The organism is Sorangium sp. So ce145 (assembly GCF_051525985.1).
GTDB classification, from domain to species: Bacteria; Myxococcota_A; Polyangia; order Polyangiales; family Polyangiaceae; genus Sorangium; species Sorangium cellulosum_B.
In genome coordinates this window covers 2,291,773-2,306,501 of sequence record NZ_CP150315.1, presented here as the reverse complement: position 1 = coordinate 2,306,501, position 14,729 = coordinate 2,291,773, and the positions used below count along the sequence as shown (strand labels likewise).

General features: G+C 70.8%; 15 protein-coding genes. 3 read left to right on the top strand and 12 right to left on the bottom strand.

The features are described 5' to 3' along the window. Positions 1-64: 64 nt before the first annotated feature. The 8 genes from WMF34_RS08730 to WMF34_RS08695 all read right to left on the bottom strand — a co-directional run bounded on the left by WMF34_RS08730 (position 65) and on the right by WMF34_RS08695 (position 8,761). Positions 65-1,756 carry a response regulator gene (locus tag WMF34_RS08730; RefSeq protein ID WP_012234288.1) on the bottom strand — a complete coding sequence of 564 codons (1,692 nt, stop codon included), beginning with the start codon at positions 1,754-1,756 and terminating at the stop codon, positions 65-67. Between the two features lie 325 nt (positions 1,757-2,081). Then, the gene (gene tgt, locus WMF34_RS08725) at positions 2,082-3,275 is read right to left on the bottom strand and encodes a tRNA guanosine(34) transglycosylase Tgt (protein WP_437992996.1); all 1,194 of its coding nucleotides are present in this window, start codon (positions 3,273-3,275) and stop codon (positions 2,082-2,084) included. Further along, positions 3,272-4,396, bottom strand: coding sequence for a tRNA preQ1(34) S-adenosylmethionine ribosyltransferase-isomerase QueA (queA, locus tag WMF34_RS08720; RefSeq protein WP_437992995.1), 1,125 nt, complete (start codon positions 4,394-4,396; stop codon positions 3,272-3,274). Before queA ends, tgt begins: the two co-directional genes overlap by 4 nt. 9 nt (positions 4,397-4,405) lie before the next feature. After that, a complete protein-coding gene (locus tag WMF34_RS08715; RefSeq protein ID WP_231864750.1) occupies positions 4,406-4,813 on the bottom strand; it encodes a response regulator in 408 nt (135 codons plus the stop codon). A gap of 395 nt (positions 4,814-5,208) precedes the next feature. Further along, complete coding sequence (locus WMF34_RS08710; RefSeq protein ID WP_012234284.1) at positions 5,209-6,564, bottom strand: sigma-54-dependent transcriptional regulator; 1,356 nt, start codon at positions 6,562-6,564, stop codon at positions 5,209-5,211. A 211-nt stretch (positions 6,565-6,775) separates the two neighbouring features. After that, a complete protein-coding gene (gene bfr, locus WMF34_RS08705; protein ID WP_012234283.1) occupies positions 6,776-7,246 on the bottom strand; it encodes a bacterioferritin in 471 nt (156 codons plus the stop codon). Between the two features lie 198 nt (positions 7,247-7,444). Next, the gene (locus tag WMF34_RS08700; RefSeq protein WP_012234282.1) at positions 7,445-7,657 is read right to left on the bottom strand and encodes a (2Fe-2S)-binding protein; all 213 of its coding nucleotides are present in this window, start codon (positions 7,655-7,657) and stop codon (positions 7,445-7,447) included. Positions 7,658-7,996: 339 nt separating this feature from the next. Beyond that, a complete protein-coding gene (locus WMF34_RS08695; protein WP_012234280.1) occupies positions 7,997-8,761 on the bottom strand; it encodes an SDR family oxidoreductase in 765 nt (254 codons plus the stop codon). Between the two features lie 274 nt (positions 8,762-9,035). Here WMF34_RS08695 and WMF34_RS08690 point away from each other — a divergent pair, with 274 nt between their 5' ends. After that, positions 9,036-9,455 carry a hypothetical protein gene (locus tag WMF34_RS08690; RefSeq protein WP_044964354.1) on the top strand — a complete coding sequence of 140 codons (420 nt, stop codon included), beginning with the start codon at positions 9,036-9,038 and terminating at the stop codon, positions 9,453-9,455. A gap of 36 nt (positions 9,456-9,491) precedes the next feature. Here the strand turns inward: WMF34_RS08690 and WMF34_RS08685 are convergent, their stop codons facing one another. The 3 genes from WMF34_RS08685 to WMF34_RS08675 all read right to left on the bottom strand — a co-directional run bounded on the left by WMF34_RS08685 (position 9,492) and on the right by WMF34_RS08675 (position 10,995). After that, positions 9,492-10,160, bottom strand: coding sequence for a sigma-70 family RNA polymerase sigma factor (locus WMF34_RS08685; RefSeq protein ID WP_012234279.1), 669 nt, complete (start codon positions 10,158-10,160; stop codon positions 9,492-9,494). Between the two features lie 2 nt (positions 10,161-10,162). Next, complete coding sequence (locus WMF34_RS08680) at positions 10,163-10,405, bottom strand: hypothetical protein (protein ID WP_012234278.1); 243 nt, start codon at positions 10,403-10,405, stop codon at positions 10,163-10,165. A gap of 65 nt (positions 10,406-10,470) precedes the next feature. After that, positions 10,471-10,995 (bottom strand): hypothetical protein, encoded by a 525-nt coding sequence (locus WMF34_RS08675; protein ID WP_437992994.1) that lies wholly within the window; start codon positions 10,993-10,995, stop codon positions 10,471-10,473. Between the two features lie 202 nt (positions 10,996-11,197). On the opposite strand from WMF34_RS08675, the gene ftsH reads away from it, so the two are divergent. Then, positions 11,198-13,021 (top strand): ATP-dependent zinc metalloprotease FtsH, encoded by a 1,824-nt coding sequence (gene ftsH, locus WMF34_RS08670; protein WP_012234276.1) that lies wholly within the window; start codon positions 11,198-11,200, stop codon positions 13,019-13,021. A 9-nt stretch (positions 13,022-13,030) separates the two neighbouring features. Here ftsH and lepB read toward each other — a convergent pair whose 3' ends face one another. Then, positions 13,031-13,687, bottom strand: a complete 657-nt coding sequence (lepB, locus tag WMF34_RS08665) for a signal peptidase I (RefSeq protein WP_012234275.1) — start codon at positions 13,685-13,687, stop codon at positions 13,031-13,033. Between the two features lie 227 nt (positions 13,688-13,914). Here lepB and WMF34_RS08660 point away from each other — a divergent pair, with 227 nt between their 5' ends. Further along, positions 13,915-14,658, top strand: coding sequence for a shikimate dehydrogenase (locus WMF34_RS08660; RefSeq protein ID WP_437992993.1), 744 nt, complete (start codon positions 13,915-13,917; stop codon positions 14,656-14,658). Positions 14,659-14,729 lie beyond the last annotated feature (71 nt).

Here is a 14,729-nt window from a genome sequence, read left to right as displayed (position 1 = left end):
CGCGCCTGCCGGTGGAATGGCGCAGTCTACGACAGCTTGGCCCCAGACGACATGGGCTAGGCGCTCAGAGCAGCCCGAGCAAGTGCTCCTTGATCGATTGCCGCGTCGGGTCATCGGGGGCGACGCCCAGCGCGCGCTCCCAGGTCTCGATGGCTTTGTTGCGGAACCCGGCCTTCTGATAGAGCACGGCGAGGTTCTTCAGCGCGGGGAAGTGCTTGCCGTTGATGTGCAGCGCCGTCTCCAGCTCCTGGATGGCGTCGTAGAGCTGCCCCTGCTTGCCGTAGAGCAGGCCGAGGTGGAAGTGCAGCCGGTACGCGAGCGGGTCGATCGCCGTGCCCTCGCGCAGGTGCCGCACGGCCTTGTCGAAATCGCCCGCGCGATACGCCGCGATCCCCGCGGCGAGGAGGCGCTCCGCCTCCGCCGAGATCCGGTCCTGATCGCCGCGGATCGAGCGCGCCTGGAGCGCGTTCTCCACGGCGGCGACGACGTCGGCGACGCGGAAGGGCTTCTCGATGTAGGCCTCCACGCCGTAGCTCGACTTCAGGTCCTCCGCGAACCGCCACCCGCGGTAGACGGCCGAGATCATGATGATCGGGATGTGGCCGTAGCGCTGGGTGCCCTTCATGCGGCGGGCGATGTCGAAGCCGTGCACCTCCGGCAGCATGGCGTCGAGGATCATCACGTCGGGCGGATTCTCCTTGACCATGCGCAGCGCGAGGAGCCCGCGATCGGCCTCCTCCACGCGGTACCCGCGCTCCTCGAAGATGCGACGGAGCAGCTTCCGGATCTCCGGCTCGTCGTCGACGACCAGGATCGTCGTCTGATCGCCCTGCGGCGCCTTGCCTGCGCCCGGGAGCGACTCGACGACGGACAGATCGCGGTCAGCGGTGCCGAAATCCGTGTCCGTGAGCTCGTCGGCCGCGGCCGCCCTCCGCATGGCGTCGTCGACGACGAGCGGCGGCCCCGCCGAGGAGAGCCGGGCCGGCGACGGGGCAGCAGGCGGGCTCGGCTCGTCGGTGAGATCGGCGAACGAGATCTCCGCGTCGTCACGCGGGCGCTCCGGCGCGGGCCGCGGCGGCGGCGGGGCGGCGCTGGGAGCAGGCGCCGCAGGAGCCTGGGCCACCGGGGCCTGGGCCGCCGTCCCCGGGGGCACGGCGGACGCAGGCCGGCGCGGCGCAGGCTGCGCAGGCTGTGAAGGGGCGGGCGGGGGCGCGGGCGGCGCCTCGGAGGCGGACGACGCCGTGGAGCCGAGCCCGGCCCGCTTCAGCACCTCGGGCGGGCACTTGGCGCCCACGTAGAACGGCTCGCCCTGCTCCTTCATGTCGTAGGCGGCCGCGATGGTCCGCACGAGGGGGCCCGCGAGCGCGATGTACGGGAAGACGCGCTTGCCGGTCACGAACTCGAGCTCGTCGATCACCTTCTTGTCGGCGGGCGCGGCCATGGCCACGAGGATGCGATCCTCGCGCACGAGCACGGGAAGGAGCTTGTGCTTGGCGGCGATCTCGCGGGGGAGGATGGAGAGGTCGCTCAGCTTGATGCAGACCTGGTTGAGATCGATGCCGGGAACGCCGCTCTGCTCGGAGAGGGCCTTCAGCGCAGCGACCTCGGAGACGGTGCCGCTCTCGATGAGGTTCGTGGCGAGGGGCACCCCCTTCGCGCGCGCCTCGAGGAGCGCCTGTTCGAGCTGGGGCTGGGTGACCGCCCGTTGCTGCAGGAGGATGCGTCCGAGCGGCTTCTTGTTGGCGTCTTGCGTCATTCCGCGGGCCGAGTTCGAAGGCTAATGGACGAGGAATGCGCGGGCAAGCACGCGACCCGCGCGCGAAGGCGGCCATCCGACCGACACGAGCGGCTCGGGCTCGTGCGCCGGCGGCTCGGGCATACGGCCGGGTCGAGCGCGGCCAGGACGCCGCCCGATGCGCGCGGATCCGAGCGCGCGTCCCGACGCCAGAGGCGAGAGCTCACCATCCGCCCATGTTACTCCGGAACCCTCCGGGCAGCGCGGGCGATGCGCCGGCGGCGCGACGGCGCCCGCTGCGCCCGCTCCGCGAACGCATCGAAGAGGCCATGGCGACGATGTAGGGTCACTCGGTCGACTCGGTCGACTCGGTCGACTCGGTCGACTCGGTTGCGCCCACCGTCTCGTTCGCGTCGTTTGCATTACCGGCGTCGCTCGCGCCGAGCCACGCGCGAGCGAACGCCGCGTACCTCCCCTCGGCGATCGCCGCCCGCGCTTCTCGCATCAGGCGGCCATAGAGGTGGAGGTTGTGCTCCGTCAGCAGGCGCAGCACCAGGATCTCGCCGGCCATGTAGAGGTGCCTCAGGTACGCGCGGCTGTATCCGCCGGTGCAGGTCGGGCAAGCGCAGGTCGGATCGAGCGGCGAACGATCTTCTTTGTAGCGGGCCTGCTTGATGACGATCTTGCCGTGCTGCGTGAGCGCCTGCCCGTTCCGCGCGTTCCGGGTGGGGAGCACGCAGTCGAACATGTCGACCCCGGCGCCGATGGCGTGCACGAGGTCGATCGGCGTCCCCACGCCCATGAGGTAGCGGGGGCGCGTCGGGTCGAGGTGCGGCCCGATCTGCGCGACGACCTCGTGCATCATCGCGATCGGCTCGCCCACGGAGAAGCCGCCCAGGGCGAGCCCGTCGAACGGCAAGGCGCCGAGCTCATCGGCGTGCGCCATGCGCAGCGCGACCGAGGTGCCGCCCTGCACGATGCCGAAGAGCGCCTGGCTCGGGCGCTTCGCGGCGAGGCAGCGCTTCCCCCAGCGCGTCGTCAGGCGGCACGCCTCCTCGACCTCCGGGCGCGGCGCCCCGCCTGGCGGGCACACGTCGAGCTGCATCGCGATGTCGGCCCCGAGCAGCCCCTGCACCTCCATCGCGACCTCGGGCGTGAGCGCCTTGCGGGCGCCGTCGAGGTGCGATCGGAACACGAAGCCGTCCTCGACGAGGGTGCGCCGCTCGGCGAGCGAGAAGGCCTGGAAGCCCCCGGAGTCCGTGAGCATCGCGTGCGGCCAGCGGGTGAACGCGTGCAGGCCGCCGAGCTGCGCGACGAGCTCGGGGCCAGGGCGGAGCCACAGGTGGTACGTGTTGCCGAGGACGATCCTCGCGCCGGTCGCGGCCACCTCGGCGGGGGTCAGCGTCTTCACGCTCCCCTGGGTGCCGACCGGCATGAACGTCGGGGTCAGCACGTCGCCGTGCGGCGTGGAGAGCACGCCCGTCCGGGCATGCCCGTCCCTCGCGAGCTCGGAGAAGGAGAAGCCAGGCGTCCGGCTCATGGCGCGTCCACCCCACGGATCAACATGGCGTCACCATACGAGTAGAAGCGGTAGCCGGCGTCGATCGCCGCGCGGTACGCGAGGAGCGTGCGCTCGCGTCCGGCGAAGGCGAACACCAGCGCGAGCAGCGTCGAGCGCGGCAGGTGGAAGTTGGTCAGCAGGGCGTCGACGACGCGGAACCGATAGCCCGGCTGGATGAGGAGGCGCGTCTCCCCGGACTGCGCCCGCACGAGGCCTGCGCGGGCCGGATCGGCGGCCGACTCCAGCGCGCGAACCACGGTGGTGCCGATCGCGATCACCGGCGCGCCGCGCGCGCGCGCCCCCGCGATCGCGCCCGCGGTCGCGTCCGGGATCGAGTAGACCTCCGCGTGCATCGGGTGCAGGTCGAGATCGTCGACCGTGACCGGCTGGAACGTGCCGAGGCCGACGTGCAGCGTGACGCTCGCGATCTCGACCCCGTTCGCGCGGAGCCGCTCGACGAGGCCGGGCGAGAGGTGGAGGCCCGCCGTGGGCGCCGCGACCGCTCCTGGGACCCGGGCGAAGATGGTCTGGTACCGCTCGCGATCGGACGCGTCGTCGCCGCGGCCGAGGTAGGGCGGGAGCGGGACGTGCCCGTACGCGTCGATCGCGGCGGCGACGGACAGCCCCGCGGGCGAGGAGAGCTGCACCGTGAGCACGCCGTCCTCGGCGCGCTCCAGCACCTCCGCGACCAGCGCCCCGTCGCGCTCGATATCGAGCACCGATCCCGGGCGTATCGGCTTGGAGGCGCGCCCCATCGCCCGCCAGCGCTCGGACCGCGGCGCGCTCTCCTGCGGCCCTCCGCCGAGGTCCTCCGCGCCGGCCGGCGCCCCGTCCAGCCGGTGCAGCAGGAAGAGCTCGACCTGCCCGCCTGTGCCGCGCTTCCTCCCGAACAGACGAGCGGGGACGACCTTCGTGTCGTTGACGATGACGAGCGCGCCGCGCTCGATGTACCGGTCGAGATCGCGGATCGCCGCGTGCTCCACCTCGCCCGCTCTGCGGCCGCGATCGACCAGGAGGAGCCTCGCTCCGTCGCGCTCCTCGGGGGGCCGCGAGGCGATCAGCGCCTCAGGGAGTTCGTAGTCGAGCAGCTCGCAGCGCACGCCGCGCTACTAGCACGACGCGGGCGTGAGCACGTTCGTCTTGGCGCGGAGGAAGCGACAGATCTCGCCCACCTGGTAAGGCTTGGGGACGAAGGCCACCGCGCCGCAGTCGGCGCGCTCGACCTGGCGCGCAGAGAGGTGATACGCGCTGGAGAGCACGACCCGCACCCTCGGGAACGCATGCCGGATGTGCCGCGCGAGCTCGAGGCCGTTCAGGTCCGGCATCATCAGATCGATCATCGCCACATCGATCGGGGACGAGCCGAGGGTGAGCAGCGCATCCTGGAACGAGGCGGCGAACACGACCTCGAACCCCTCGACGCTTAGCCCTGCCGAAAGAGCGCGACGCTGGGAATTCTCACCGTCCACGATCAGCATGCGGGCCATTAAGCGTCCTCCTGCGGCGAGCGCCGCCATCCAATACGCCTACCTGTCTAGCAATCACCGGGCCAAGTTCCCGAATCGACGCGTTGCGGTTGCCGACGCTAAAGTGAAACAGAAGAGCACAGTCTACATCAGGCGCCTCATTGCACTAAGGCAAATCCCGACGCTGCATCATTGCAAATATGCAAGCTCGCGTGGGCTAGCTCCCTTGATTTGCTGCTGAGTCAGGTGGTTTGCTCGGATCGAGCGGCCACATCCATACGACCCGAACGGAGGAATGCAGGCTGAGCTCGATGGGCAGCAGGTCGCGGTGCCCAGGGAGCACGGCCTGTCGAGCGCGGTCCGCCTGAGGTCGCTGTGTGCCGTGGGAACGGGCTGCTGAGCCCGGCCGGTGGGCGACGGGAGGCGCTCGACAGACCGGCGCCGCTTCAGCCCGGAGGATACGTGATCGTCAGGCGGGTCATCTTGCGCCACAGCGTGGTCGCGCTGATCCCGAGCACCTCGGCGGCGCGCTCCCGGCTGCCGTCGCACTCCCGCAGCGCGGCCTCGATCGCCTGGCGCTCGGCGCAGTCGACGACGTCGGCGAGCAGCCTGCCGCCGGCTTCGGGCGCGCGCTTCGGCTGCACCGCGGCGGGCAGCACGTCGTCGACGCTGATGACGCCGCCGCCGGAGAGGGCCACCGCTTGCTCGACCATGTTCTCGAGCTCGCGGATGTTGCCGGGGAAGTCGTACTGCGTCAGCGCCTCGATGACGCCGTCCGCGGCGCGGGCGCGGCAGCTCATCTTGCGGTTGTACTTCTCCAGGAAGAACTCCCAGAGGATCGGGATGTCCTCGCGACGCGCGCGGAGCGGCGGGAGCACGAAGCGCGCGACGTTCAGCCGGTAGTAGAGATCCTGGCGGAACCGCTTCTCCGACACCGCGGTCAGGAGCTCCTGGTTCGTCGCGGCGATGATGCGCACGTCGACGTGGATGGGTTTGTTCTCGCCTACCCTGCGGATCTCGTTCTCCTGGATCGCGCGGAGCAGCTTCGCCTGGAAGGTGAGCGGGGTCTCGGCGATCTCGTCGAAGAAGAACGTGCCCCCGTCGGCCTCCTCGAACAGCCCTTTCCTCGCCGAGATCGCGCCCGTGAACGAGCCTCGCGCGTGGCCGAACAGCTCGCTCTCGAGGAGCGTCTCGCTGATGGCGGCGCAGTTGACCGGCACGAACGGGCGGTCGGCGCGCTTGCTGTTGGCGTGGATGGCCTTGGCGACGAGCTCCTTGCCGGTGCCGCTCTCGCCGGTGATGAGCACCGTCGCGTCGGTGGGCGCGACCTTGACGATCCGGCCGAGCACCTCGCGGACCGCCTGCGAGCGGCCGACGATGTTCTCGAACCGGTAACGCTCCTTGAACTCGCTGGCGAGCAGCTGCACCTCGCCGGTGAGCTTCCGGTTCTGGATCGCGCGCTCGACCTTCACGAGGAGCTCCTGCTCCGAGAACGGCTTCTGGATGTAGTCGAACGCGCCGAGCCGCATCGCCTCCACTGCGCTCTCGATGGTGCCGTACGCGGTCATCACGATGACCTCCGTGTTCGCGTTCGACTCCTTCACCGCGCGCAGGACGCCGATCCCGTCGAAGCCGCCCATCCGGAGGTCGGTGAGCACGACGTCGTACGCCCCCTTGGCGCCCAGATCGGCGCCCTGGCTGCCGTCCGCGGCTTCATCGACCTCGTACCCGGCGCCACGCAGCATCATCGCGAGCGTGGTCCGCATGTTCCGCTGGTCATCGACGACAAGAATCTTCGACATGGATTTCCCCCGCCGCGCTCATCCTCCTCCGGGAAACGAGCGCGGCGCGACGATCACGACCGACGTGCCGCGCTGGCGCGTAAGCGCGCGAGCACGGTCGTCCGCGGCGCCCTTGGACATGCGTCCAGAGCATCGTACGTCAAGCACGACCTCCGCCGCCAGAAGGTGCACGGGGAACGCTCCCTGCGCGAGGGACGGCCCTCACCCTACCCTACTCGCGGATCTGCTGGGCGAGGTAGGCGGTCTCGCCGAGCTTCTCGATCAGCCCGATTTGCGTCTCGAGCCAGTCGATGTGCTCCTCCTCGGACTCGAGGATCTTGGCCAGGAGATCCTCGCTGGTGCGATCCCCCTTGTCGCGGCAGAGGGCGATCGCCGAGTTGAGCCGCTTGACCGCGTGGTACTCGAGATCGAGGTCGCTCTTGAGCTGCTCCGGCACGCTCTGCCCGATGTGCAGGGTGTCCAGGCGCTGCAGGTTGGGCAGCCCATCGAGGAAGAGGATGCGCTCGATGATCGCATCGGCATGCTTCATCTCGTCGATCGACTCGGCGCGCCCGTGCGCAGCGAGCGTGACGAAGCCCCAGTGCGAACACATCTTCGCGTGCAGAAAATACTGGTTGATCGCAACGAGCTCTCCGGCAAGCACCTCGTTCAACGCATCAACGACGTCTTTTGCACCCTTCATCGGACCCCTCTCACGCTCATGCCTGTCATGCGGACCCCGCCCCTGTCAGGCGGGGGACGCCGGCTAAGACGCCAGCGCCCCGCACAAATGCGCGAGGTCCGCGGAGGTGCGCAAGAAGTTTCTAAGGAAACAGGCGCCACCGCCGTCGCTTCCGACGGAAACCAGGGCATCGAGGCTGTTGCCGGTCAATCCGGAGGATCAAGCTGCGCTGGAGACCGGCGCCATCACCAGGCGACGCGGCGTCGAGGCGCCATCGCGCTCGCCGACAAGCTCGGCGATCGTCGGCCGACAGGAGCCACACCGCGTACCGGCGCCCGTGCACTCCATGACCTGCGAAACAGAGCAGGCGCCCTCGCTCATCGCTTCACGAATCTCTCGATCACAGACGCCCATGCAGAGGCAGACGTACATGCAGACCCCCGGCTACGTAACGGGTGGGATTGATATTGAACATAGCTTTCAATATCGGAGCGTCAAGGGGAATGTCGCCTGGGCGGATCACCGAGTCGGATCGAGGTCGGAAATCCCCGTGGATCGAGCCAGCAGCGCTCGCTCGAGCACGCCGAGCAGCGCGCGATCGAACGCGCCGAGCAGCGCTCGGTCGGTCGAGCGTCAGAGGAGCGTCGATGGAAGAGGGATCGGGCAGGGATGCAGGCGGTGAGACCGGCGGAAGACGACGCCGCGCGAGCGCGGCCGGGAGGCGAGGCGCGAACGCACGCCCACCGCGGGGCGGTCGGCCGCGCGGCGGCGTCACATCGTGAGGCCGCCGTCGACGTCGATGCAGCGACCGTTGAAGTACTCGCACTCGATCACGAAGCGCACGGCCTGCCAGATGTCCTCGGGTACGCCGATGCGGCCCACGGGGATCATGGCGACCAAGGCGTCGCGCGCCTTCTGGTGCATGCCCTGCGTCATGGGCGTCTCGATCATGCCAGGCGCAACGGCGCCGACGCGGATGCCGAACGGCGCGAACTCGAGCGCCCAGGTCTTCGTGTTCGCCGCGAGCGCGCTCTTCGCAGCGGTGTAGCTCGACTGGCCGCGGTTGCCGTGGCGCGCGATGGAGCTGATGTTGACGATGACGCCCTTCTGCTCGGTCTCGATCATCTTCGCGACGACCTCGCGGACCATGAGCGTGGCCCCCGTCAGGTTGACGTCGATGACGGCCTGCCACTGCGCCGCGCTCAGCTTGACGACCGCGCCCGTCTGGCGGTCCTTCTTGACGAGCAGGCCGTCCCGCAGGATGCCCGCGTTGTTCACGAGGCCGTTCAGGCCGCCCATCGCCTCGTGCGCGAAGCGGACGAACGCCTCCACCTCGGCCTCCACCGCCACGTTGACCGCCCGCGCGTGGACCTTGCCGGCGAGCCCCTTGCTCGCCTCGACGAGCGACGCGAGCCCCTCCTCGTTCATGTCGCCGGCGGCGACCTGGCCCCCGAGCTCCGCGAGCCGCAGCGCATAGTGGCGACCCAGCCCCTGGGCAGCACCTGTGACGACGAACTTCGTGTCCTCGAGTCGCATGATCGCACTCCTCCAGGGATCGCTCCCGATCACCGTGTCGAACGCGCCGTCTACCACGACCCCGCCGCGAGGCGGCGGACGACGTCGCAGCGCGCCACCAACGCCCGCGACCCCCACCCGGCCTGCAGGCCCCGGCGCAATCCGTGCAACCGCGCAACTGCGCAACCACGCAACCCGCGTAAGAGCGCAACCCGCGCAACCCGCGCAAAAACGCAACCCGGGCAACAGCGCGGTCACCGCTTGCGCCGGGTGGCATCGATGTTATTCAGCGCCCATGAGGTCGATCGCGCTCGCCGCCGTGTGCGCCGGCATCCTGACGCTCGCGCCTGCATGTGACCGCACCCCCCCGGTGCCCGAGACCTCCGATCCGACGGGCAAGGATCTGGTGATCGGCGCCGTGGTCGCAGCCGCCGAGCAGAGCGGAGGGATCCGCATCTACAAGATCGTCGAGGTGGAAGAGCTGCCCGCGCCTTTCGGGTCCGATCTGCACATGATCGCCTACGATCCGAAGGCGCAGAGCTTCCAGGAGGCCGCGGAGCTCCGTCGCAAGGGGAAGCTGACCGTCGCGAAGGACCACATGACGGTCCGGCTCGTGTATTTCTTGCCGCGCGACCACCGGGTGATCAGCAACGAGCCGGTCAGCGACGACGAGCGGGCCCCGTATCTCCGCTCGTTCCAGAGCCGGCAGCGCTGACCGGCATGCGCCGGCGGGCGGCGAGGCGCCCGCGCCTCAGCGCGCTGTGCGGAGCAGCTCGCACAGCCGCTCGATCGCCTGGCTGTGCAGCCGGCTCGCCCAGCTCTTGCTGATCCCGAGATCCTGCGCGATCTGATCGAAGCGCTCGTCCTCGAAGTAGTGGCGCTCCACGAGGGTGCGCTCGCGCTCCGGGAGCTCGCGCACGGCGTGGCGCACGGCCTGCGCGAGCTCGGCGCGAGAGGCGCGCTCCTCCGGGTCGTCCGCGGCGTCGGGGACGGCGGCGACGTCCCCGTGACTCGAGAGCAGGCCGAGCGCCATCGCGGCCGCGTGCCCGGCGAGCAGATCGCCGAGCCGCGCGGCGTAGGCCTCCTGCGTGGCAGGCGCGTCGGCGTCGTCGTCCGCCCCGCGTCCCTCCGCGAAGCGCGCCGACGCAGCGAGCGCGCTGGCCCGCGCGGCCGCGGAACGCCAGCGCGTCTCCCTCCGGACGCCGTCGAAGATGGCCCACCGGAGCTTCCGCTTGGCGTAGGCCTCGAAGGTGGATCGGCTCGGATCGTGCGTCCGCACGATCTCGAGCAGCGCCGGGTGCCCCAGCGCGACGAGGTCCTCCACCGGGATGCGGCGGCCCAGGCGGCGCGCGATGCGCTTCGCGACCAGCTGAAGCAGGTCGAGCCCCTCGGCGAGGAGCCGGTCTTCCGGAGTGCGCACCGCTATCCCGCCTTGGCGCGCCCCGCTGCGCCGAGCACCCCGAACGCCCGCTCGCCGCTCTCGTCGACCTCGCGCGGATGCGCGCGCCGAAGGAGGCGGCTCGCCTCCTCGTCGTGCAGCAAGACCTCCACGAGCTGCTCGCGCATCCACGCGATCTCGTGCGCGGGCAGGCGCCCCACGTAAGGCGCCACGGCGGCGTCGACCTGAGCGGCGATCCAGGGGTCATCGAGGAGCGAAGCGTCCATGGGAGACGGCCATTATATCTCCGCCGAGCGCGCCGTCATCCGCCGCTCGCCGCGTCGCCGGTGCGTCATTTGGACGGCGGCGGCGCGTTGAGGCATGCCTCGAACGCCTTGACGGTCCGCGCGTCGAACGCGCACTTGAGCGACCTCGGATCCACGCTCTTGCCGACGTTCTGCTCGCACGACTGCGCGTACTGCTCCCCCAGCGTGGCCGCGACGGCGTCGATCTTCTTCTCGGTCTCGCCCCGCTGCTCCGCCGTGAGCTTGGCGCTGAGCGCCGCGACCTGCTCCGAGCGCGTGAGCACTGTGAGCCGCTTGCCCAGATCCACGCAGTCGCCATGCATGAGCGCGTAGTCGTCGGGCACCGAGTCGTCGCGACGCGGCGGCGCCGGCGCCGCGGCGCCGGGCTCCGCGTCTGCCTCCGGCGCCTCGGCGCCCTGGGCGGCATCGCTCGTGGGCTCGGCCGTCAGCGACGGCTCCTCCGACCGCGCTGGCTCGGGCTGCTCGATCGGAGGCGGCGAGGCCCCTCCGCACCCGAGCAGCAACGTCGACAACGGACCCGTGACCACGATCAAGAAAAGAGCTCTCCCCATGGAGCGAGGGTTGATCGGCTCGCGCCGGGCGTCCATGCCGCGCCGGGCGCGCTCGGCGCTGCGCCGCGGATCGAGCGCCCCGTCCGCTTGCCGCGCTTGCCGCGAGGGTGCACGGGCCGTCTTGGCAGGCTCCGTGCAGGGCGCACCGTGACGACAGGTCGGCCTCGCCGGCCATTTCGCCTGTCCGTGCGGAGGCGGGAGCATGCGGTCGCTCTGGATTGTTCTCGTCCTGGTGCTCGGCTCGGCGTTGCTGCTTCAGGTGATGGCGGCGTCCGACGACCGGATCCCGTACGCGCGCTTCCGCTCGCTCGCGGAGCGCGGAGAGCTCGCCGAGATCGAGATCCGGGACGACATGTACATCGGACGCGCGGTGTCCGGCCTGAGCGCGCGCGCGCCGCAGAGCTACCGCACGGGGCGCATCGAGCAGACCGAGAAGGATCTGCTCGCCGATCTCGACCGGCGAGGGATCCCGTACACGCGCGTCGCGGACGAGCTGGGGCTGCCGCCGTACCTCTGGCTGCTGCTGCCGCTCGCCGGTCTGGCGGCGATGGGCCACCTCGCGTCGCGCCGCGCGACGACGGCAGGGACCATCTCGGGCGCCGCGACCGCCTTCGGCAAGCACAAGGCGCGGCTCTACGAGGAGCGGGGCGCGATCGCGACGTTCCGCGATGTCGCCGGCAACGCCGAGGCGAAGACGGAGCTCAGCGAGATCGTCGACTTCCTAAAAGCGCCCGAGCGCTACGAGAAGCTCGGCGGGCGGATGCCCAGAGGGGTGCTCCTCGTGGGGCCGCCCGGCACGGGCAAGACGTTGCTCGCTCGGGCGATCGCGGGAGAGGCGAGCGTCCCCTTCTTCAGCGCAAGCGGGTCGGAGTTCGTGGAGATGTTCGTCGGCGTCGGCGCCGCGCGCGTGCGCGACCTCTTCTCGCAGGCGCGCGAGAAGGGGGCCTGCCTCGTGTTCATCGATGAGCTCGATGCGGTCGGCAAGGTGCGCGGCCTCGGCGGGTCCGTCGGCGGCCACGACGAGCGGGAGCAGACGCTCAACCAGCTCCTCACCGAGATGGATGGGTTCGACGCGCACACGGCCATGGTCGTGATCGGCGCGACGAACCGCGCCGAGATCCTCGACCCGGCGCTGCTCCGGCCAGGGCGGTTCGATCGCCGGGTGCACATCGACCGGCCCGACCTCGCCGAACGGAAGGAGATCCTCGCGGTGCACGCGAGGAAGGTGGCGCTCGATCCTGGCGCGGATCTCGACGCCGTGGCCGCGCAGACCGCGGGGCTCGTCGGCGCCGACCTCGCGAACATCGTCAACGAGGCGGCGCTGCTCGCCGCGCGGCGCGGCGCGGAGGCGGTGGGACACGGCGATCTGGAGGCGGCGATCGAGCGCGGGCTCGCGGGGCTCGAGCGCCGTGGCAGGCGGCTCGGAGCGCGCGAGAAGCTCGTCGTCGCCTACCACGAGGTGGGGCATGCGCTGACCGCCTCGCTGCTGCCGACGCAGGATCCGGTGCGCAAGGTGTCCATCGTGCCGCGGGGGCCGGGCGCGCTCGGGTACACGATCCAGCAGCCGCGCGAGGATCGTTACCTGTGGAGCCGGCAGGAGATCCTCGATCGGCTGGTCGTGCTGCTGGGCGGGCGCGTCGCCGAGGAGGAGGCCGTCGGAGACCTCTCGACCGGCGCGCAGGACGATCTGCTCAACGCGACCGAGCTCGCGCGTCGCATGGTGCGCGAGCTCGGGATGGGCCAGGGGCTCGGGCTCTCGGCGCTCGAGCCGCGCCGGCCGCTGTCGTTCCTCGGCGAAGCGCAGGGCGCGATGCCGTCCGGCGCAGGGCCGCGGGAGTGCAGCGACGCGACCGCGCGCGCGATCGACGCGGAGGTCGCGCGGATCCTCGCGGACGCGGAGGCGCGGGCGCGCGCTTTGATCCAGGGGCACCGGCCGACGCTCGAGCGCGTCGCCGCCCGGCTCTACGAGGTCGAGACCCTGAGCGGCGATGAGCTCAGGGAGATGGTGGCAAGCGGGGAAGCCTAGAGCAGCCGCTCAGTCGACGCTCCGCAGCGCGCGGGACAGATCGAAGCCCGCGGCGTCATGGTGATAGACGACGCGGAGCACGCGGCCGCGCAGCAGCTCCCTCGGCACAGCCCCCATCGCCCGGCTGTCGAGCGAGGCGGCGCGGTTGTCGCCCATCACGAAGAGGTGGTCCGGCGGGACGACGACCGGACCGAACGCGTCGAAGTCGGGCTCGCCGGCCGCGTGAGTGACGCCGCCGAGGTGCTCCACCCTCGTGCCGTCCCCGAGCTGCTCGAGGGCTTGCGCCGCACCGTCGACGTACAGCACGCCTTGCCGGAGCATCACCGTCTGGCCCGGGAGCGCGATCACCCGCTTGACGAGGAGGGTGGACCCGCCGCGCGGATCCGCGAAGAGCACCACGTCGCCGGCGCTCGGCCCGCTGCGCTCGAAGAGGTAATGATCCGTGAGCGGGACGCGGAGCCCGTAGGCGACCTTGTCGACGAGGATGCGGTCGCCCGGGGCGATCGTCGGCCACATCGAGCCGGTGGGCACGTGGTACTGGTCCGCGAGGGTCGAGCGACCCAGCGTGAGGATCGCGAGCGCCGCGAGGATCTTGAGGAGGCTCCGCCCGAACGGCGCGACCGTCTGGTAGGCGCGCCGCGCGAGCGCGCGCTCGGATCGAAGCATGAAAAGTCCGGCCTTGTCAGGCTGGAGGCACGCCGCCGCGGCCTCCACCGCCGGCCGGGGAACGCTGGGCTCGCTCATCTCTGGCGGGGCTAGCATCCGCGCGCGAGACAAGCCAGCTTCGCTGCATGCACGGCTGCACTTCATCGACTGCACCACTCTCCCAAGCTCTGGGCCGCCTCACACTCTGCGGATCAATGTCGCGTCATCCGGTAACGACAGGGGCCGCCATGCACCTCGCCGGCTACCGCGCGCTGGGACTCGATTTTACCTATATCCCTTTTGCGGTGACCGATGTTGAAGGCGCGACGCGCGGGATGCGCGCGCTCGGGATCCGCGGCCTCGGCGTGTCGATGCCCTACAAGCAGGCGGTAATTCCATTGCTCGACGAGCTCGATCCCGTCGCCGAGCGGATCGGCGCGGTCAACACCATCGTGAACGACGACGGGCGCCTCAGGGGCTACAATACCGACTGGATCGGCGCGGTGCGGGCGCTCGAGGAGGTGACGCGGCTCGAGGGCGCGCGGGTGCTGCTCCTCGGCGCCGGCGGCGCGGCGCGCGCGGTCGCGTTCGGGCTCGCGGAGCGCGGCGCCAGCGTCACGGTGGCGAACCGCGATCTCGAGAAGGCGCGGCAGCTCGCGGCGGCGGTCGGCGGGGCGGCCGTGCCGCTCGACGCAGCGGCGCTGTCGCCCGACCACGGCGTCCTCGTGAACGCCACGTCGCTCGGCATGGCCGAGGTCGATGCACGAAGCCCTGTCCCGGAGGAGGTGTTGCGGGAAGGTCTCCTTGTGATGGATATCGTGTACAAACCGATGATCACGGAGCTCGTGGCGGCGGCGCGCCGGCGCGGAGCGACCGCCGTTCACGGCGGGAGGATGCTCCTCCACCAGGCAGCAGAGCAGTTCCGGCTGTACACCGGGCGGGAGCCGCCGCTCGATGCCATGGACGAAGCACTGCGCGCTCAGCTCGGCTGACGCGCGGAGCCGCCGCCCGACGCCACGGACGAAGCGTCGCGCGCTCAGCTCGGCTGACGCGCGCGACGTCC